Raw genomic sequence first — 19,651 nt, forward strand, 5'->3', positions numbered from 1 at the left:
GCCGGCGCGGTCCCGGCCCGGCCTCCGCCTGAGCCGCGCCCGCCGGGCCGGTCGCTGATACTGGGAAAATGGGCAAACTTGGGCAATTTATCCCAGTGAGCCGACGGGTCGACCGCGTGCCACCGAAGGCCGGACCGCCGGAAGCCGCCCCGGAGGCTCGTCACCGATCGACGGGCCGGCGTCTGCTGTCGTTGCGGAAACCGCGCAGCGTGGCCAGTCAGGTCTTCCTGCTGCAGCTGGTGGTCGTCCTCCTGCTCATCGCCACGGCCGTGGTGGTGCTCGTGATCCAGGACCGCAACCGCGCGATCCAGGAAGCCGGCGACCGGTCCCTGGTGGCGGCCGAGTCGTTCGCGAACGCCCCCGGCACCGCGGAGGCGATGGAGAGCGATGACCCGACGGAGGCGCTCCAGCCACATGCCGAGGCGGTGCGCATGAAGACCGGCGTCGACTACGTCGTGGCGCTGAGCCCTTACGGCTTCCGGTGGACCCACCCGGACCCGGACCAGATCGGGAAGCACGTCTCCACCGCCTACAGCCAGGCGCTCGAAGGCGAGCCCCACCAGAACACGTTCGACAGCAGTCTGGGGAAGGCGGTCGACTCGACAGTGGCCGTATTCGACGAGAAGGGGGCCGCCGTCGGCCTCGTCACCGTGGGGGTCACGGTGGACAAGGTGACCAGCGTGGTGGAGCACCAGCTGCCGGTGCTCTTCACCGCCGGCGGTGTCGCGCTGCTGCTGGCCGCGAGTGGGTCGGCACTGGTCAGCGGGCGTCTGCGGCGCCAGACCCAGGGTCTGGGGCCGGTGGAGATGACCCGCATGTACGAGCACCACGACGCGGTGCTGCACTCGGTCCGTGAAGGCGTGATCATCCTTGACGGTGACGGAAGGCTGCTGCTGGTCAACGACGAGGGGCGCCGGCTGCTCGCCTTGCCGCCGGAGGCCGAGGGCAGGCCGGTCACGGGACTCGGGCTGAGCCCGGCACTGGCCGGACTGCTGGGATCGGGCCGGGCGGCCACGGACAAGGTCTTCCTGGCCGGGGACATCCTGCTCGCGGTCAGCGTGCGGCCGGTGGGCCTGCAAGGGGGCAGCGTGGCCACCCTGCGGGACACCACGGAGCTGCGCACCCTCGCGGGCCGGGCGGACGTTGCGGGCGGGCGCCTGCAGCTGCTCTACGAGGCCAGCACGCGGATCGGTACCACCCTCGACATGAAGCGCACTGCCGAGGAGCTGGCCGAGGTGGCGGTCCCGCGCTTCGCCGACTTCGCCACCGTCGAGCTGGTGGAGCCCGTGCTGCAAGGCGGTGAACCGACGGGAGCGAGGGCGAGCATGGAGATGCGCCGTATCGCGGCCGCGGGCATCCGGGGGGACGCGCCCCTTCACCCTGCCGGGACGCTGATGCGCTACCTGCCCGGCAACCCCGTGGCGATCGGTATGACCACCGGCCGGCCGGTCCTGGTGGCCGACCTCGCCACGTCCGACGGATGGCGGGCCCAGGACCCGGAGCGGGCCTGGAAGGTCATCGAATCCGGTATCCACTCCATGATCTCGGTGCCGCTCCAGGCCCGGGGCCAACTGCTGGGGGTCGTGGAGTTCTGGCGTTCGGAGCAGGACCCCTTCGAGCCGGACGACCTGTCCCCCGCCGAGGAACTCGCCGCCCGGGCGGCCGTGTGCATCGACAACGCGCGTCGATACACCCGCGAGCACACCACGGCCGTCACTCTCCAGCGCAGCCTGCTGCCCGGCGCGTTCCCCGAGCTGTCCGCCCTGGAGGTCGGGCACCGGTACCTGCCCGCCCAGGCGGGGGTGGGCGGCGACTGGTACGACGTCATCCCGCTACCGGGGGCCCGGGTGGCCCTGGTGGTCGGCGACGTCGTCGGGCACGGTCTGCACGCCGCCGCGACGATGGGCCGCCTGAGGACCGCGGTGCACAACTTCGCCGCCCTGGACCTGCCTCCGGACGAGCTTCTCGCGCACCTGGACGACCTGATCACCCAGATCGACGAGGACGCGGCGGCCGAGGGTGAAACCGAGGCCGTCACCGGTGCCACCTGCCTGTACGCGGTCTACGATCCGGTCTCCGGGCGGTGTGTGCTCGCCCGGGCCGGTCATCCCGGCCCCGCGCTGGTCTCGCCCGACGGCTCCGTGACCTTCCCCGACATCCCCGTCGCCCCGCCACTCGGCGTGGGAGGCGGTCTGCCGGTCGAGACGGCCGTACTCCAGCTGGCAGCCGACAGCCGGCTGGTCCTCTACACCGACGGCCTGGTCGAGGCCCGCGGCCGTGACATCGACACCGGGCTCGACATGCTGAAGGAGGCGCTCGCCCGCACGGACGGCGCCACCCCGGATGACACCTGCCGGGCGGTGCTCGACGCGATGCTGCGCACCAGATCGAATGACGATGTCGCCTTGCTCGTCGCACGCACCCGGCTGCTCGACCCGGAGCAGGTCGAGGAGTGGGAGGTGCCCGGCGACCCCGCGGCCGTCTCCCGGATCCGCGCCGAGGCCACCCGAAGGCTGGAATCCTGGGGGCTCGGCGGTGTCGCGTTCACGACCGAGCTGATCCTCAGCGAACTCGTGACGAACGCCATCCGGTACGGAGCGAGCCCCATCAGCCTGCGGCTGCTGCGCGACCGCGACAGCCTGATCTGCGAGGTCGCCGACGGCACCAGCACCTCCCCGCACCTGCGCCGCGCTGCCTTCACCGACGAGGGCGGCCGTGGTCTGTTCCTCGTCGCGCAGATGTCCCGCCGCTGGGGGACCAGGTACACCGACCGAGGCAAGATCATCTGGGCTGAGCAGGCGCTCGACGCCGGAGCCGCCGGGGACCTGAGCGGTCTCCTGATGGCGGACCTGTGAAGCGGGACGGAAACGGGATCGCCGGCCGGGGTGTGCGCACGCCCCGGCGCGTTCAGGAGCCGTCGGCCGTGAAGTACGGGATCTTGGCCGGGTCCTGGCCGAAAGCGGCCCCGAGATAGACGGCCGACAGTTTGGCGAGCGTTCCGTCGTCGATCAGCTGCCTGATGATCCGGTCCAGCTCGGCCTTGTCGGGTGACCCCTTCGGGTACAGGGCGCCGTAACCCTGGTCGGTCCTGTACTGGCCCACGAGGCGCACCCTGCTCTCCTGCTTCTGGGGATAGGCCAGCAGGATCGTCGTGTCGTGGACGACTGCGTCGATCTGTTTCTCCTCCAGCGCCTTGACCATCTCCGGGTCGTTGGCGAAGGCGGTGACGGGCTTGGCCGGCTTGAGGCGCTTCTCGACGAACTGCTCGCCCGTGGTGCCCTCGGCCACTCCGATGCGCACGTCACGGATGTTGCCCTCGTCGATCTTCTCTCCGTCCCTGATCAGCACTCCCAGGGTCGAGGAGAGGTAGGGCGGGGAGAACTCGGCGACCTCGCTCCGTTCCGGGGTGATCGTGATCTGCGCCAGGGCCAGGTCGAAGTCCTTGGTCCGGCCGGACACGACCTCCGGAAAGGGGGCGTTCACCACCTTCAGCCGGTCGAGTCCGGACCGGTAGGCGATGTTGGCGGCCATGCAGTACTCGTAGCCGCTCTTGATGGAGTCCGGCGTGTCGCCGTTCCACCAGCCGGGCGCGGGCAGGGTCGTTTTGACCGTGAGAGCGTCCGCCGTCACGGGTGACAGGTGGAACTCACCGTAATGTCCGGAGATCGGGCAGTCGCTGTCCTGGGCGCTCGACGACTCCGACCCGCCCTGGTCGCAAGCCGATGTCGCGACGATGAGCGCCACGCTGACAGCCAGAGAGACGGTCGCTGCCGTGGCGCGCATCGTTGCACCTCCGGTAGGGGCATACTCCTTGATTCACCATAAATCATCCCGAACAATACGACTGCCGGAGTCGCTTGGGAGGACTCCGGAGCGCGCGTCGGGTCACCCGTCCTGCGGTGGTGTCGCAGCGGCCGGCCGAAGCGCGGGCCTTGTTCCCGCCGCTTCCCGCCGCGTCGCCGCGCTGACGCCTGCCGTCGGCAGCGCGGGAGGTGCCCGTCAGGCCTTCTTGACCACGCCGGACTTCAGCTGCATCGCTCCGAAGCCGTCGATCCTGCAGTCGATGTCGTGGCCGTCCACCCCGTCGACGAGCCGGATGTTGCGCACCTTCGTCCCGGCCCTGATGCCCGAGGGGTTGCCCTTGACCTTGAGTGCCTTCACGACGGTCACGGTGTCGCCGTCGCTGAGGATGTTGCCCACGGCGTCCTTGTGGACCCGCTCGCCCGAGCCGTCCGCGGTGTCCGGCTCCTGTGCCGCCGGCGTCCATTCGTGGGCGCACTCGGGGCAGACCATGAGGTCGCCCATCTCGTACGTGTACTCGCCGGCGCACTGCGGGCACGGGGGGAGGGTATCGATCATCCTTTCAGCGTATCCGCACGTCGGAGGGGCTGTGCCCGGCCGGGAGCCACGATCGGACTTGCCCAGCCGGGCGGTCGCCTGTTCTGCCGTCCTCGCTACAGCAAGGGCTTCGTACAGGCCGTCGTGGTGCCGTCGCTGATGCAGGCCCGTACCGACTGCCCGCTCGTCGCCTTCATCACCTTCTCGGCCGCGACCTTCGTGTACGTCCCGCCGGGTGCCCTGTCCTCCAGCCACACGGTCGTGCCCGTGGCCGTCGTGTGCGCCCAGGCGTAGTAGTCGGAGACGGACCAGGACGGACGGGATCCGCTGAGGGTGACCCGCTGTCCGCCGGGCAGTGAGGCCGTCGACCAGTCCGTGGCGACCGACGCCCACTGGGTGACCGTCGAGGGCGCGACGCCCTCGCAGATCTCGCCGGTGGCGCAGGGCCCCATCGTCCCCTCCTTGTCGCTGAGGTACATGTTGTCGCCCTGCTGCGTGGCGAACGCCCAGTTCCTGCCGTCCACGACCAGTCCGGCGATCACCTTGCCCGACAGGGGGTCGAGGGCGATCATCTTCGTGCTGCCCGTGGCGGTGAGCCGGGTGCCGGGGACGGGTACCGGGCGCTGGGCGCGGGAGTCCGAGCCGGGGCTGCTGTGCGTCATGAGGGTGGCGAAGACGCCCGTACGGCCGGTCGGGAGTTCGGCGTCGCCCCAGTAGTACATGTGGTGGGGGTCCCAGGCCGGACGGCCCTGCCAGATCCGCAGCCGGCCCCCCTGGTAGACGTTGGCGTCCTCGACGAGGCGCGGCTCGTAGTTCGGCATCCACTCGGTGACCGTCGACGAGTCGACGCCGGTGCAGGGGAGTTCGGCGCACGGCGCCTGGGCCGGGGCAGTGGTGGTGGCGTCCGGGTCACGGGTGCACGCGGTTCCGCTGCTGTCGCTGACGCAGGCGCGCAGCTCGGGCAGCCACGAGTAGGCGCGGGTCGAGCCGGAGGTGGTGCGCGAGGCTCCCTCCGGTGTGAACTCGGTGTACACCTCGCCCCAGCGGCCGGCGCCCTGCCACGCCTCCAGCCAGAACCTGCCGCCGGAGGCCGTCAGCTGGCCTTCGGCCCAGCCGAGGTAGCTTCCCTGCTTGAGCCGCCCGTCGACCTTCTGGACGGAGGCGCCGGAGGGCAGCGCCACGCGGTCGAGGTCGGAGCGGTCGACGTAGGACCAGTCGGACGCGGCGATCGCGGTCGGGTCGGCGTCGGAACACCATCCCGTACACGGCCCGTTGGGCACCACCGAGGACACGGTGGCGTTGACGCAGCCGGTCTCCTTGCCGTCCGTGACGCACGCGCCGTTGGCGTACACGACCCCGTACCTGGTCGTGTCATACAGGAACATGCCGGTGGTGCCGTTGGTGTCGCGGTACGAACGCGGGTGCTCCAGCGTCGACTTGATGTTGATGCCGTCGCCGAGATTCTCCTCGGTCCGCAGCCAGCCGCGGCCCTGCGACGTGCCGGTGAGGGTCACCTCGGCCCAGGAGTAGACCGTTCCCGAGGTGTCCCAGGCCGGCTTCCCCGTGTACAGCCTGAGCCGGGAACCCGAGGCGAGAACCGCCTCCTTGAGGATCTTCGGCGCACCCCCCGTGTGCCAGGCCGTGACGCTCCCGGGATCCGAACCCTCGCACGGCAGCGCGGGACACGGGGCCGCCTGTGCGGCCCGCACCCCGGTCCCGGGCGAGGCGGCCGTCGCGGCCGGTGCCGTCATCAGCGCGCAGGCGGTGACCGCCACGGCCACGGGCGTACACCATGCCCATAACCGTCTCCACCGCCCTCCGTCCGTCGTGCGCCGCGCATCCCCGTCTCGCATGTCGTCTCCTCCGCCGAGTGCTTCGGTCAAGCCGTGACGGAAGTGATGGAATGCGCAGCGGCTCTTCTGTCCGTCTCTGCGGGGTCTTTGCGGATCGGCGGGGGTGATCCGCGGCTCGTCGAGCGTCGTCCCCGAGGGAGGTGCGGCGGTGGCTCAGGGCCGGGGCCAGACGTGTCCGTCCAGGCGCTCGATGTCGCTGTTGAAGCGCTTGAGGAATCCGGCGAAGGTGGCCACCTCCTCGGGGGTCCACTCCTCCATCACCCTGTTCAGGCCCTGGGTGTACTCGGTGCGGTCGGCGTTCAGCCTGTGCTCGCCCTCCGCGGTGATGCTGAACTTGCGCGCCATGCCGCCGTCCGGATCCGGGATGCGCTCGACGACCCCGGCACGAAGCATGGCGGCGGTCTGGCGGTTCAGCGTGGAGGCGTCCAGGCCGAAGGCGTCGCTGAGCTGGCCGATGGACATCGGGCCGTCCATCTCGATGCGGCTCAGCAGGACGTAGGCGCTGCGGTCCAGGCGTCCGCCGGACTGCCGGGCGCGGGGGTTGTACAGGTGTACGTGCCGCCCGAGCAGCATGGTCTCGAATTCGATCAGATGTACGGGCTTGTTCACGCGAGGCATCAATCGGCTCCTGGCTCGCTCCGGTACGGGCTGCCCTCGCCAGCCCTGTCGCACATGATGCACGGTAATCGAAATATGCATGATGCATGGCATGTGTATAGTGCACATCTTGGTCGGCGACAGGCGATCCGAGAACAGTCGAGGGAGAAACACAGTGGTCAGCTCCGAACCCGATGTCCGCCACGGGCGCGTCGTCGGCGTACTCGCCCTCGCGGGCATCGTGGCCGCGATCATGCAGACCCTCGTGGTCCCGCTGATCGGAGATCTCCCGAACCTGCTGGACACCAGCGCCTCCAACGCCTCGTGGGTGATCACCGCCACGCTGCTCTCCGCCGCGGTCGCCACACCCGTGGCCGGGCGGCTCGGCGACATGTACGGCAAGCGGCGCATGCTGCTCGTCTCCACCGTGCCGCTCGTCCTCGGCTCCGTGGTCTGCGCCCTCGCCTCCTCGGTCGTGCCGATGATCGTGGGACGCGGACTGCAGGGCCTCGGCATGGGCGTGGTGCCGCTGGGCATCAGCCTGCTGCGTGACGTGCTGCCGGCCGAGCGCCTGGGCGCGTCCATCGCGCTGATGAGCGCTTCCATGGGCGTGGGCGGCGCGCTCGGACTGCCGTTCTCGGCGGCCGTGGCCGAGCACGCCAGCTGGCGCGTGCTCTTCTGGGTCGCTGCCGCGCTGAGCCTCCTGGTCGCCGTGCTCGCCTGGCTGTTCGTGCCCGACGGCCGGGTCGGAACCGGTTCGGCGCGCTTCGACGCACTGGGCGCGGTCGGCCTGGGCGTCGGGCTCGTCTCCCTGCTGCTCGCCGTGTCGAAGGGCTCCGACTGGGGCTGGACGAGCGGCACCACCCTCGGACTGTTCGCCGTCGCGGTCGTCGTGCTGCTCACCTGGGCGTGGTGGGAACTGCGCAGCGACGAGCCGCTGGTCGACCTCCGGGTTGCCAGGCGCCCCCAGATCCTCATGACCAACGCGGCCTCGGTGCTGGTCGGCTTCGCGATGTACGCCTCTTCGCTGGTCGCGCCCCAGCTGATGCAGCTGCCGGAAGCCACCGGATACGGCCTGGGCCAGTCGATGATGGCCATGGGGCTGTGGATGGCTCCGGGCGGACTGATGATGATGGTGCTGGCGCCGCTGGGCGCCAAGCTCTCGGCCGCCCGCGGACCCAAGGTCACCCTGGTCGTGGGCAGCCTGGTCATCTCCGTCGGCTACGCCTCCGCGCTGCTGCTCCTCAGCTCGACCTGGGGCCTGCTCGTCGTGACCATCATCTGCAGCGCGGGCGTCGGCCTGGCGTACGGGGCGATGCCCGCCCTGATCATGGGCGCGGTGCCGCCGGAGGAGACGGCGTCGGCCAACAGCTTCAACACGCTGATGCGCTCGATCGGCAGCTCCGTCGCCGCCGCCGTGATCGGCGTCGTCCTCGCGCAGATGACGACGGACTTCGGTGGATTCCTCCTGCCGTCCGAGGACGGATTCCGTGCGGCGTTGCTGATCGGCTGCGGTGTGGGCCTCGCGGCAGCGGTCGTCGCCTCCCTCATCCCCGTACGCCCCGCCGCGGCCTCCGGGCCCCTGGCCGCGACCGAGCCGGTTCCGGCTACCGAGGTCACTGCGTGAGGTGACCGGCCGGTGATCCGGTCGGCAGGATGAGTCCGGACGGCGTGCGTGGATGCGGCGACGCGCCGCGGGAGTTGACCGGACGGGCGGGGCCCGGCAGTCGTCCGTGCCGGGCCCCGCCGTCGTTCACGCCGGGGCGCGCCCCGCGTCCAGCGACAGCGCCTCCACCAGTGCGGCGAGTGCCGCGGCCAGGGTGGTCAGGCCCGGACCGGCAGGGCCTCCCGGCTCCCGCATGTACACATCGCGCCGGATCTCGATCATCAGCGCGGTGACGCGGGGGTCCTCGCGGTAGTGCTTCAGCGGCACGTACGTACCGGGGAAGGGGCTGTTCAGCCCGGTCCCGCCGAACCCGGCGAACGCCTTCCCGGCCGCGGCGAGGAGCCAGGGCGGTGTGTGGAAGGCGTCGGTGCCGAGGCAGATCGGCGGGCGCGGCCCCGCGCCGTGCAGTTCGTAGGGCAGCGGGGCGGTGGGGTAGGAGTGCACGTCGATGACGACGGCGCTGCCGGTCGCGGCGAGCCGTGCGTCGACGGCAGCGGTCATCGCCTCCGCGTACGGATGGAAGTAGCGGTCGATCAAGGGCTGGGCGTCGGTCCCGGAGGCGCGCAGACGCTCGCGGTGCGTCGTGTGCGTGTAGACCGCCCCCATGCCGGCGGCGAGCATCTCCTCGCGGTCGTCCGGGAAGCGCTCCGGGTCGACCACGAGTCTGGAGAGCCCGTTGACGAACTGCCACGGCGCCACGGGCGAAGCCTTCGCCGCCCGCGCCGCCAGCTCGGCGGTGTGGGAGTCGGTGATGTGGTCGCTCTCCCGCTCCAGGGCCTCGTCGTCCAGCAGGATCCCGGCCCGCACCTCTGCCGGGATGACACGAGACGCGTGCGGCACGTGGAGGAGCACCGGGGATTCGGCCGCCCCCGGCAGAAGGCGGAACGGCTCTGGCGCGGGGCCCATGGCGAGATTTCCTTCGAGGTGGTGCGCGGCGGGTGGCACGGACACGGCGGAGAGGCGGCGGCGCGCCGCGCGCGGTCCCCGCCGCGTCCGATTATTCACCGGGTGCCGTCACCGCCCGGACGCGACCACCGGGTAGTGATCCGAGAGGTTCGTGTACGTGTACGTCGTACCCCAGCTGGAGACGGACCACGGGGCACTCTGCTCCTTGATCACCTCGTTCGTCCAGCCGGCCGGCCTGACGTGCCCGGCGCGGTGCAGGACGAAGTCGAGGTCCTCGCGCGGGTCGTCCGGGTAGCGCTCGGCGGCGATCGAGTTGTCCTGGGTGTCGAACGAGTAGAGGTGACCCGTCCGGGCATCCGATCCGGCGAGCCCGGCGTCGGCGAGGAGGGACGCGTACTCGGCGGAGTGCGAGTCGACGTTCAAGTCACCGGCCACGATGACCTGTTCGGACGCCGGAATGTTCTTCGCGTCCAGGAACGCGTCGATCTGCCTGAACTGGAGACTGCGCTTCTGCGCCGCCTCGCCGGCCTTGCAGCCCGGGTCGGTCGACTGCGCGTGCGTACCGACGACGTGGACGCGGGCGCCGTCGACGTTCAGCACGGCATAGGCGAAGCCCTTGTTGGACCACCAGTCGGCCCCGCAGGCGTCCTTGAAGATGTGCTGCTCCTTGCGGATGACCGGCCACTTGCTGAGGACGGCGACACCGCCGTCCTCGGGAGTGGTCGCGGAGTAGGCACCGCCCGTCGCGTCCCAGCCGCTCTTGCTCCGCCCCACCACCGGGGTGCGGTACGGGTACTCGGCCGAGGCGTTGCGCATGAGCGCGTCCGAGGCCCCGTTGTCGAACGCCTCCTGGATGACGACGACGTCATTGCCGCGGAAGAACGAGGTCTTCGGTATCTCGGCGGCGCGGTGGTCCTGGCCCCAGTTGGGGTAGAGGGTCTTGCTGAAGATGAACGTGTTGTACGAGAGCACGCGCAGCGACGGGGTCTCGGCGGCCGAGGCGGGCGGGGCGCCGACGCCGAGCGTGACAGCGGCGAGCGCGGCGGACAGCGTCACGCCCGAGAGGCGGCGGAGCGAGGAGTGCGGCACGAGGGTTCTCCAGGTTCTGCTGAGGGTGGGGTGAACCGGCGACACACATCCAACCAGCGGGAGTTACTTGCTGGTAGCCCCTGGATGGACCCGGTCTGTCGATCCAGCGCACATCCGCGCCAGGTCGGCCAGCAGGTCCTCGGCCACATGCTCTTCGAGGACGGCCGTCCCCCGGGCGGCGAGGGCCGGCGCCAGCCCGGCGTCCCACGGAGCGCCGGTGATCCGGCCCGCCGCGGGCCCGGAAGGCGCGTGGGCACTGGCCGTCAGGAAGTCGGTCGTGGCCATGCGCCAGAGCGTGGCCGCGCTCCGGGCCAGGACATGAGCGGCGATGCGCAGTCCCTCGCCGTCGAAGTCGCCGTGGTAGCGCAGGGGCGCCCCGGCCGCGGTGAGACGGTCGAGCAGGAGCACCACCGCGCTGTTCGGCCAGCCGGAGGTGCAGACCAGGGGTGGGCAGTCCGGCCCGAAGCGCTGAAGGGCCAGCGCGGGGATGCTGGGGTTCTCCGTGATGTGCACGGCGGTACGCGGGAAGCGGAGGTCCCCGGGTTCGCGCAGCTGGGCCAGTGTGAGGTGGGTGGCGTGGCCCGCGGCGGAGAGGGCGGCCAGGGCGCGGGCCACGGGTCCTTCGCCCGATGGATGCATACCGGCGGTGAGCACCGTGGTGGAGAGCGCGTCGTCGGCGAGTCCGGCGCGCGACCACAGCGCGCGCCTGTCCGCCGCCGTCGCGGGGGCCGGGGCGCCGTACAGGGCGGACAGGGCGCGCAGCACCAGGGACGAGAGGCGGGTGCCGTCGTCGAGTGCGTGGGCGTCGTCCAGGAGGCGGGTGGCGAAGACCGGCAACGGCTCACCGCAGGCGGGCAGTTCGGACAGGACACCGAGGGCGTCACCGAGCGTACGCCGGGTGGCCGCGACCGAGCCGCCGATCACCCCGGCCCGTCGGACCGGCACGACCCAGGCGTCGAGCGCGGGCTGCGCCAGGACGACCGGGTGCGTGGCGAACCACTCCCACAGGGCGGCCCGGGCGGCGGAGTCCGACGCGCGGGCGGCCGCCCGGTCACCGAGCGGGCCGGCGATCGCGGCGACCACGGACCGGGTGTCCTGGCCGCAGCTGTCCACAAGCGCCTCGTCCAGCCGTGCCAGTACCACCGTGGGCTGCGGACCGGGAAGCCGGTCGAGGCCGAGGAGATCCGCGAGCGCACTCCTGGCGGCCTCGTCCAGCGGCCCGATCCGTACCCGCGCGACCGGTTGCCCGGCGGACAGCCGGGTGTGGAACGCCTGCCACAGCGGAGCCAGTTCGGGACGGTCGAGCGGGTGCGTCACGGCCGCTCCTCGCGAGGCAGCGGCACGGGCGGTGGCTCCTCCCCGTACGCAGCGGGATCCGGTGCCTCGTCCGCCAGGAGATCCGCGCCGTTCCACACGAAGCGAGCCGTGGTCACCGCGTCGTCGTCGGGGCCGCCGCCCCCGGTGATCAGCTGGTGCACCGCGATGCCGTCGAGCTCCCGGTACGTGCACCACTCGTGGTCGGACGTGAGCATGAGGTCGAGGTCGAGCGAACCCAGCAGCTCGAAGACCTGACCCCGGTTGGTGGAGTCGACCCCGACGAAGACCTCGTCCAGCAGGATCAGCCGCGGCGCCCTCGGCACCGCCTGGTAGTGCGCGGCCACCGCCGCGAACAGCGGCAGATGCAGCGCGATGGCCTTCTCCCCACCGGACAGCGCGCCGTGCAGCTTCTTGGTGAGCAGTTGCCAGCCCTGGCCGTTGGCCCGGTCCAGTTTCACCACGAACTGGTGCCAGGCCGTGTAGTCCAGCACCCGCGTCAGCTGCTCCTCCCAGTTCTTCGAGGTGTCGGACGCCTTGGCCTCCTCGATCCGCTCGCGGAAGAAGCGGTGCAGTGCCTCCCGGTCCCCGTCCGACATCCGCACCGGGTCCTTGAGCAGCAGATCGCGGGCCGCCCTGGTGCCCGGCGGCAGCCCCGGATCGACCTGCCACACCAGACGTACGGCCACCCGGGATGCCGTACGCACCCGCTCCAGACGGGCGTTCATCGCGTCGACCAGCTCGTTGGCCTGCCGGATGCGGGCCGCGAGATGGCGGCGGGTGTTGCCCGTCAGCGTGCGGTCGAACAGCTCACGCTCATCGCCGGTGATCTCGTCCAGGCTGCGGTCACGCTCCGCCGTCAGCGCGGCGAGCAGACCCGCCGCGCCCATCCGCACGCCGTCCATGGCCGCCGACAGCACCTGTACGTCGTCATGCGTCTCCATCGCGAGATCGGCCCGCTCACCGAGCGCCTGACGGCTCGTATGGACGGTCTCGCCGAGCCGCCCGAGCGCGTCGGCGACGTTCTTCGGCTCGTACGGGACGGACGGCCAGAGCGCCCCCAGAGTGCGCGCCGTCTCCAGCGTGGCCCTGGTCCCCTCGCCCGCCCGCACCTGGGGCCCGGCGCCCGCGTCGGCGGGGAATCCCAGCCGCAGCAGGTAGCGGAAGCGGTCCGCGGCCTTGTCGCGTGCCGCCACCGCGGTGTCGCGGCGCGCCGCGGCCACGGCCCGCTCACTGTTCAGTGCGCCTATGCGCCCCTCCAGCGCCCGCAGGTGCGCGGTCGACTCCCGCAGTCGCTCCCGCGTGCGGAGGTGCGAGGCCCGCATCTCCTCGATCCGGGCGAGCGTCTCCTCGTACTCCGCGCCGATGGTGTGCTCGAACTCCTCGAGCTGCGCTGCCAGCGCACGCGCCGTGGACGCCGCGCGGCCCGCCTCCGCCTCGTGTTCCAGCGCCGCCTGTCCGGAACGCTCGGCCCGGGACCGCAGCTCCAGAGCCGTACGCCGCTCCGAGGCCAGCCCCACCTGGGCCAGGAGCCACTGGCCTCCGGTGTCCTGAAGCCCCTGGACCGTCTCCGCCACCGCGCGCAACGCCTGCTCGTCGGCGGGCAGCCCGTGTTCGGACGCCACGTGGTCGAGTCCGTCCTGCGCCACCCGGGCGGCGGCCTCGCACCGGGTGAGCCGCGCCACCGCGTCCCGCACCGCGTCGTCGCGGGCCTCGGTGACGGACCCGGCCCGGTCCAGCTCGCGTTCCGCCGCGGCGACGGCACGGTGATCGGGGCGGCACCGCCGGTCGAACTCCAGCGTCTCCCGGCGGGCCGCCACCACCGCGAGCTCGGCCTCCAGCCCGGCGAGCGTGTGATCGAGGGCGCCGATCGCCTCGGCCAGCTCGGCGGTACGGCGCTCCCGGGACCTGGCCCGCGCCGAGGCACCGATGTAGGCGACGTCCGGCTTGGCCCAGCTCCCGGTGGCGCTGGCCAGCCGCCAGGTGCCGTCCGCACCGACCGCCGCACCGTGCTCGGGAGGCAGCGTGTCGCCGTACGCGATGCCGGCCAGCAACTGGTTGATGCGCTCAGCCGACACGGGCGCACCCGGCTCCGGACGCAGCACCTCACCGAGGTGGCGGCCCGGGGCGGGCGCGGCCCACTCGGCCTCGGCGAACGTGTCGTGGCCCATGGCGAACGCGCCCCCGTAGGGCGCGACCCACGCGTCGAGCAGGCCGCTGGCCTCCAGTGCCGCTTCGACCGCGCTGCGTGTGGCCGCGGGCACCGCGTCGTGGAAGACCACCAGCTTCCACAGCGGCGCGCCGGGCAGCCTGGAGCGGTCGGCCGTACGGAACGCCGGTGCGGGCGGCGGCAGTTCTTCCGTCTGCCGCAGTCGTCCGGCCTCGGCCGCCAGTGCCTCCCGCTCCGCGCGGGCCGTGGCGACACGGGCGGTGACCGTCGCCTCGGCCGTGGTCAGGGCGTGGTCGATCGTACGAGCGGCGGCGTCCACCAGCGCAAGCACCTCGGTCTCGCCCGTGGCCCGGCCCGCCAGCTCCTCCAGGGCGCTCTCGTCGAGGGTCAGTTCGCCGCACTGGCGGGCCCAGCCGCGAAGCCGCTCAGCCTGCGTCGTGGCCGCCTGCTGATACCGGGCGGCGGCCTCCGCCCGATGCTCGGACGCCGCGGCCAGCCCGGCGCGCGAAGCCTCGACACGCTCCTCGGCGGACGTGCGTTCGGCGAGCGCGGCCCGGAGGACGCCGATGGCCTCGCGTACGTCCTCCACCTGCCCCCGCCGGCCCCGCACCGCACCGTGCAGGATCTGCCCTGCCCGGTCGGCGTTGCCCGCTTCGAGTGCGCCGGCCACCTCGGTGCAGGCGGCGGACATGCCCACACGCCGGGCGACCTGCCAGGAGGCGCTCTCCGCGAGGCGGACCCGCTCCGCCTGCGCGTCCGCCACGCCGAGCGCCTGGGTGTGCCTGGCCTCGTCCTGGTCGGCGGTGGTCCGGGCCGCGCCGGCCGTCAGATGCCGCGCCTCCGCCTCCCGGTGTGCCTCCGCCGCCCGCTGACGGCGCTGGTCCAGGTCCCGTCCCTCCCGGTAGGCGTCGGAATCCGTCAGCACCTCGATTCTCGCGACGATCTCGGCGCCCGACGCCTCCGTCTCGCGCTGCTCCTCCTCCGCCTTCTCCCGCTCCGCCAGGGCAGCACGGAGTTGCTCCTCGCTCTCCGTGGCCGCGCGGGTCCGGTTGTCCATGTCGGTCGTCGCCGAGATCAGGGCGGCGGCCCCGGCGCGCAGCACCCGCTGGGCGTACGAGCGCTGGCGGGCGCCCAGTGCCTGCGCGGCCTGCACCTCGTCCTCCAGGCGGGCCAGGTGCTCCCGACGGCGGTCCAGCCGCTCGAAACCGTCGGCCAGTTCGGAGATCTCTCCCTGGTCCAGCGGCGGCAGGGCGCGCGACAGCAGTTCCGAGAGCAGGGAGGGGTCGAGGCGCTGGGACAGCTTCGGTGTGCGCAGTTGGAGCAGCGCCGTGATCAGCGCGTTGTAGCGCTGCTCGCTGAGGCCGGGGAACAGCGTCCCGCGCACGGTGTCCCGGTAGTCGGACGCCGACGCGTGCACCTCGCCGTACCCGGACAGCTCTGTGGCGAGCGCCGCCCTGGTGAGGGGCTGACCCGACTCGTTGACGAGGGAGATGCCGCCGGGGACCCCGACGCGGCGACGGCTGGTGAAGAAGTCCGTGGTGACGGTCGTGGTCCGCTCCCCGGCCTGCAGACGCGCGCCGATGGTGAGGAACTCCTCCGCACCGCTCTCGGCCCCCGCCGTCCGGAACTCCAGCCAGACGTATCCCACCCGGGTGAGCCCCGTGGCGCCCTCGCCCATGAGGTTCCAGTGCATGGTGCGTTCCGAGCCGCCGAACGTGGACAGCCGGTGGGGACGCAGACTCGCGTCGAAGAGGAAGGGCAGAAGGACCTCCAGCGCCTTCGACTTCCCCGTGCCGTTCGGTCCGCGCAGCAGCAGACGCCCGCGGTGGAACGTGAACACCTCGTCGTAGTAGCGCCAGACGTTGAGCACACCGGCCCGGGCCGGCTGCCAGCGCTCGCGGGGCCCAGGACTCCCGGAGTCGGAGCCGGACGCGCTGCGGGGGAGTGCGGTGACCGTCATGCGGGGTGTTCTTCCTTGAGAGTGGCACTGGTGACGCGGTAGCGGGCGGCGGCCGGTCTGGGCACGACCCGGCCGCCCTCGCGGCGTACGAGCCGGAAATCGGCCAGGACCCGCACCGCGTCGTCGGCGAGCGCCGCCGCGCCCCCCTCCGTGCGGTACGCCTTGCCCCAGCGCGGGAACCGCTCCAGAATCCGTTCCGCCTCGACGGCCAGCTGCTCGGGTGCGCACCCGGACGGCTCGGCGTTCAGCACGTCCAGGAGCAGCAGCGCGGCGACCTTGGCGTGGCTCGCGTCGTCGGGGAACCGGCTGTCCGTGGCGATGGCGTCCGGATCGATCAGCAGGAACCCTTCGGCCCGTTCCTCCAGCACGAAACCCGCCTGTTCCGCGGCGCGCCGCAGGATCTGCCGGCCGGTGGGGGAGGCCAGATAGCCGAGCTCGGCCTCGGACAGCTCGTCCCGGTGCAGCACCGGCTGATCGAACAGGCGCCGCAGCACCGAATGCCGCAGCCACAGATTGCGCTGGACCGGGGAGAACGGTGTGTCCGGGCGCGCCTCGTCCGCCGTGTCACCGCCGCCGGACAGCCCGTACCGCCGCTCCTCCACGAGGCCGGTCAGCAGTCCTTCGAAGCGGGCCGGGATGTCAGCGGCCGGCACCGCGAGCCGGGACGGCCCGCACGGTGCGGCGAGCAGCCGCATCAGCACACTCGAATCGACCCGGTACAGGACCTTCGCCTCGGCGGAGTCGGCGAAGCTGTCCGTCGTTCCGTCCACGGTCTGCAACGCCCCGTAGGACTCCAGCAGCCGAAGGACGTCGACGAACGCGACGCGCTCCGGACGCTGCGTCGTGTCGAACGAGGACAGGGCCTCGTCCGTCGACGCCGCCTGCACGACCCGGTCGGCGAGCAGCCCGATGGTGGTGACCGGGACGGAGAGCAGTTCGGCGGCCGTGAGACACAGGAGCACGTACCGCCGCCGGTCGAACGGCGCCCGGCCCGCCCGGGTCCGCCTGGCAGGACGCGACGCGTCGGCGTTCGCGTCGACCTTCAGCAGCCGCGCGTACCCGAGGCGCGGCTCGACCGCCAGCGTCCAGCCGCAGTGGTAGTCGAACCAGCGCGTCAGCGGGTCACGGCGGCGCCGCACCAGATCGAACACCACCGGCTCGGCGCGCTCGGTGAGCAGCGGCCGGACCAGCAGCGTACGAATGCAGCGGGACATCTCCTCCCGCTCGGCCACCACGAGTTGATTGGCGAAGTTGCTCATCCGGCCACCACTTCCCGGTCCAGGGCGGCAGGTGCCCCGGAAGTGCCCGCGGTGTGCACCTCGATGACGTAGTCCGGGCACGTCAGCGCCCCCCGGGCGGTCCGCAGGACAGCGGGTGCCTCATGCGGATCGGCGGGTGGCCGCAGCACGACCTCGACCCGCCCGTCCCCGGTCACGGAGCGCCGCGCCCCCGTCGCGTCGGGGCGAACCGCCAGTGCCCGGCCCAGCAGATCGAGGAGCCGCTCGAACACCTCGTGGTCGAGCGCGCCGAAGTGGGAGAGGCGCACCGGCGCCTCGGTACGCAGCAGACTCCACGCGGCTTCCAGCTCGGCCCGCTCCGACCGCGCCCGCTCGGCCCGCTGCGCCTTCAGCGCCGCCACGTCGCGCACCCGACCGGTGCGGGTGAACCTCTCCGTACGGCCACTCGTGCGCAGCAACGCGGAGACCTCCACGGGCGGGGCCTCACGCCAGCTCTCGGTGGCCGGGACGAGCTCCGGGTCGGCGTGGGCGAGATGCGCGTGACGGGACGGCCCGAGCCCGAAGGCGGTCGCCCACAGCCGGTGCAGGTCGTCCTCACCAGGAGCCGCGGCGAACCACCGGGCCAGCTCGCGGAAGTCCTGCACGGCACCGGTCGACCTGCGCCGCGACTCGGTGATCCGGTCCAGCACCTGGAGCAGGGTGACGATGGCGCGGCGCGCCACGTGGTGCAGGTGCTCCACCCGCGGGGGCGAGCCGTCGGCGGGCAGGAACCAGGCCCGCAGCCCGTCCCAGCGTGCCTGCCGGCGGGCCAGCCACGCGGCTGCCGGATCGTCACCACCGGTCGGCGGGAGCTCCGCTCCGCGAAGAGCCCGCTCCCAGAGCGTCCGGGGACCGTGCTCCTCGACCCGGGCGACGGCGGCTGAGACCGCGTGCGCGCGCTGATCGAGGTTGGTGAGGAACTCCTGCAGATAGGCGACCGTCGCACCCTTCACCTCCTGGAAGGTGGACAGTTCGGCGCCGTCGGTCCGCAGCAGCCGCTGGAGTTCGCCGTTGAACTGCTTGGTGTTCCCCCGGAGGGCGTCCAAGTGCCCCTCCAGCTCCTGCAGAGTGGCGAATATCCGCCGGTCTCCCGAGGCGGCGTCCTGCGCCAGCCGGTCCAGCTCCGCCAGCCGGTCGGCGATCGCGTCGAGTACGGCCGTCTGCAGCGCGCCGGTCGACACCAGAACGGAGAGGGCGTGCTGCACGCCGGCGAAGGCCGCTTCCCCGCGCCGCGTCAGCGAATACTGGAGGTTCCGCCGCTCGTACTCCTCAGCGGTGCGGTAGTTCTCCGCGTGGTTCTGGATGACGTCCAGCAACTCCCATTCCCTGAGCTGCCTGAGAGCCGCCGTGAGGTCGTCGTCCGTCAGGGCGCCGAACCACCCGACTCCCCGCAGCTGATCCCGCACCTCGTCCAGTCCCAGCGCCGTGACCAGGCGCTCGTTGGCATCGCCGAAGGTCTGCAGGATCGCGGAGTACAGCGGCGCCCTGTCGCCCATGGTGAACCGGAACATCTCGGCCGGGACCCGGTGTGTCGTTGCCACTGCTCGCTCCCTGCTCCGCACTGCGGCGTTCCGATGCCGTGGAACGGACTTGCCCCTACCGGACGGCGAAGATCCGACGCCCTGCCAAGAACAGTAGACGGCAACACTGACAGGGCGGACATACCAGGCCCGGTCCGCGCGAACGACGACCGGCCACATCCAGCCGTTCCACGTCCCGTGAGTCCCCGCACCTGGACACGCGACGCCGCGTCCGCGGTCGTCCACGGTCGTCCACGGCGCAGGTCCTCCGGGCGCCGAAGACGAGTCACCCGGCCGCCCCGTCACGGTCAACCGGTGCAGGCTGACCGTGGGGCGACCGGGGGCGACGACGACGCTGTCGTGTCAGGCGGCCATCACGACGGACGACTTGCCCAGTGCCGCGTCGACTGCCGTCGCCCGCTCGGCGAAGACCACGACCCGCAGCAGCGCGAACCGCCCGACCCCCGCCAGCGCCGAAGCCGACAGGTAGACGGTCTGTTCGACCAGAGCCGACGGTTCGGGCCGCACGGCGTACAGACACAACAGGGCCCCGGTGGTGAACGCGTAACTCACGGCCACCGTCAGCCCTGACTGGAGGTGGACCCCCCAGCCGCGTCGCCCGCTCCGGAAGGAGACCCGACTGTGCAGCTCGGTCGCGATCAGAGTGGAGACGACGGTGACCAGCGCGTTGGCCAAGGCCATGGGCATACGGTCGTTGAGCAGGACGAGGACCCCGCTGGAGGCGAGCCCGACACCACCACCGCACACGACGAAGCGCACGAAGGCCGCGAGAGCCGGGTGGGCGGTGCGCGTCGGCCGGTGCAAGGGGGCGGTCACGGGGGTCCTCCGGAGGTCGTGGGAAGCGATGCTTCGATTCCACCCCAGAACCTACGGACCGGTCGTCAGCCGAGCGACCGGGTTTATCCCCGACTTCGCTGGGGGGTTACCCCCATGCCCGTCT

Annotated in this window: 13 protein-coding genes; 2 read left to right on the plus strand and 11 right to left on the minus strand. The window is 72.1% G+C overall.

All coding sequences use genetic code 11. The features are described 5' to 3' along the window. Window positions 1-68 precede the first annotated feature (68 nt). A complete protein-coding gene (locus AB0C82_RS10405; protein ID WP_362838629.1) occupies window positions 69-2,855 on the plus strand; it encodes a SpoIIE family protein phosphatase in 2,787 nt (928 codons plus the stop codon). A 52-nt stretch (window positions 2,856-2,907) separates the two neighbouring features. On the opposite strand, the gene AB0C82_RS10410 is transcribed toward AB0C82_RS10405, so the two are convergent. From AB0C82_RS10410 to AB0C82_RS10425, 4 genes are all read right to left on the minus strand, one after another. Further along, window positions 2,908-3,783 carry an ABC transporter substrate-binding protein gene (locus tag AB0C82_RS10410; RefSeq protein ID WP_362838632.1) on the minus strand — a complete coding sequence of 292 codons (876 nt, stop codon included), beginning with the start codon at window positions 3,781-3,783 and terminating at the stop codon, window positions 2,908-2,910. Between the two features lie 216 nt (window positions 3,784-3,999). After that, window positions 4,000-4,359: a zinc ribbon domain-containing protein YjdM gene (locus tag AB0C82_RS10415; RefSeq protein WP_362838635.1), complete on the minus strand. Its 360-nt coding sequence runs from the start codon at window positions 4,357-4,359 to the stop codon at window positions 4,000-4,002. A 95-nt stretch (window positions 4,360-4,454) separates the two neighbouring features. After that, window positions 4,455-6,119: a hypothetical protein gene (locus tag AB0C82_RS10420; protein WP_362838638.1), complete on the minus strand. Its 1,665-nt coding sequence runs from the start codon at window positions 6,117-6,119 to the stop codon at window positions 4,455-4,457. 225 nt (window positions 6,120-6,344) lie between these two features. Continuing rightward, window positions 6,345-6,800 carry a MarR family transcriptional regulator gene (locus tag AB0C82_RS10425; RefSeq protein ID WP_362839807.1) on the minus strand — a complete coding sequence of 152 codons (456 nt, stop codon included), beginning with the start codon at window positions 6,798-6,800 and terminating at the stop codon, window positions 6,345-6,347. 163 nt (window positions 6,801-6,963) lie between these two features. On the opposite strand from AB0C82_RS10425, the gene AB0C82_RS10430 reads away from it, so the two are divergent. After that, window positions 6,964-8,415: an MFS transporter gene (locus AB0C82_RS10430; protein ID WP_362838641.1), complete on the plus strand. Its 1,452-nt coding sequence runs from the start codon at window positions 6,964-6,966 to the stop codon at window positions 8,413-8,415. 126 nt (window positions 8,416-8,541) lie between these two features. Here AB0C82_RS10430 and AB0C82_RS10435 read toward each other — a convergent pair whose 3' ends face one another. From AB0C82_RS10435 to AB0C82_RS10465, 7 genes are all read right to left on the minus strand, one after another. Continuing rightward, entirely contained in the window at window positions 8,542-9,360 is an 819-nt protein-coding gene (locus tag AB0C82_RS10435; RefSeq protein ID WP_362838644.1) for an N-formylglutamate amidohydrolase, read from the minus strand. Between the two features lie 108 nt (window positions 9,361-9,468). Further along, a complete protein-coding gene (sph, locus tag AB0C82_RS10440) occupies window positions 9,469-10,449 on the minus strand; it encodes a sphingomyelin phosphodiesterase (RefSeq protein ID WP_362838647.1) in 981 nt (326 codons plus the stop codon). Window positions 10,450-10,512: 63 nt separating this feature from the next. Then, window positions 10,513-11,766 (minus strand): TIGR02679 family protein, encoded by a 1,254-nt coding sequence (locus AB0C82_RS10445; RefSeq protein ID WP_362838650.1) that lies wholly within the window; start codon window positions 11,764-11,766, stop codon window positions 10,513-10,515. Then, window positions 11,763-15,893 carry a TIGR02680 family protein gene (locus tag AB0C82_RS10450; RefSeq protein WP_362838653.1) on the minus strand — a complete coding sequence of 1,377 codons (4,131 nt, stop codon included), beginning with the start codon at window positions 15,891-15,893 and terminating at the stop codon, window positions 11,763-11,765. The genes AB0C82_RS10445 and AB0C82_RS10450 overlap by 4 nt, the downstream gene beginning before the upstream one ends. Next, the gene (locus AB0C82_RS10455; RefSeq protein ID WP_362838656.1) at window positions 15,890-17,152 is read right to left on the minus strand and encodes a TIGR02678 family protein; all 1,263 of its coding nucleotides are present in this window, start codon (window positions 17,150-17,152) and stop codon (window positions 15,890-15,892) included. The genes AB0C82_RS10450 and AB0C82_RS10455 overlap by 4 nt, the downstream gene beginning before the upstream one ends. Then, window positions 17,149-18,681, minus strand: a complete 1,533-nt coding sequence (locus AB0C82_RS10460) for a TIGR02677 family protein (protein WP_362839810.1) — start codon at window positions 18,679-18,681, stop codon at window positions 17,149-17,151. The genes AB0C82_RS10455 and AB0C82_RS10460 overlap by 4 nt, the downstream gene beginning before the upstream one ends. A 372-nt stretch (window positions 18,682-19,053) precedes the next feature. Further along, complete coding sequence (locus tag AB0C82_RS10465; RefSeq protein ID WP_362838659.1) at window positions 19,054-19,527, minus strand: hypothetical protein; 474 nt, start codon at window positions 19,525-19,527, stop codon at window positions 19,054-19,056. Window positions 19,528-19,651 lie beyond the last annotated feature (124 nt).

It is taken from the genome of Streptomyces sp. NPDC048560, assembly GCF_040650955.1.
Taxonomy (GTDB): domain Bacteria; phylum Actinomycetota; class Actinomycetes; order Streptomycetales; family Streptomycetaceae; genus Streptomyces.

Bases quoted from the DNA above. Each gene is read 5' to 3' on its own strand.
- AB0C82_RS10405 (WP_362838629.1), top strand. From the start codon at position 69: ATGGGCAAACTTGGGCAATTTATCCCAGTGAGCCGACGGGTCGACCGC.
- AB0C82_RS10410 (WP_362838632.1), bottom strand. From the start codon at position 3,783: ATGCGCGCCACGGCAGCGACCGTCTCTCTGGCTGTCAGCGTGGCGCTC.
- AB0C82_RS10415 (WP_362838635.1), bottom strand. From the start codon at position 4,359: ATGATCGATACCCTCCCCCCGTGCCCGCAGTGCGCCGGCGAGTACACG.
- AB0C82_RS10435 (WP_362838644.1), bottom strand. From the start codon at position 9,360: ATGGGCCCCGCGCCAGAGCCGTTCCGCCTTCTGCCGGGGGCGGCCGAA.
- AB0C82_RS10450 (WP_362838653.1), bottom strand. From the start codon at position 15,893: ATGACGGTCACCGCACTCCCCCGCAGCGCGTCCGGCTCCGACTCCGGG.
- AB0C82_RS10455 (WP_362838656.1), bottom strand. From the start codon at position 17,152: ATGAGCAACTTCGCCAATCAACTCGTGGTGGCCGAGCGGGAGGAGATG.
- AB0C82_RS10460 (WP_362839810.1), bottom strand. From the start codon at position 18,681: ATGTTCCGGTTCACCATGGGCGACAGGGCGCCGCTGTACTCCGCGATC.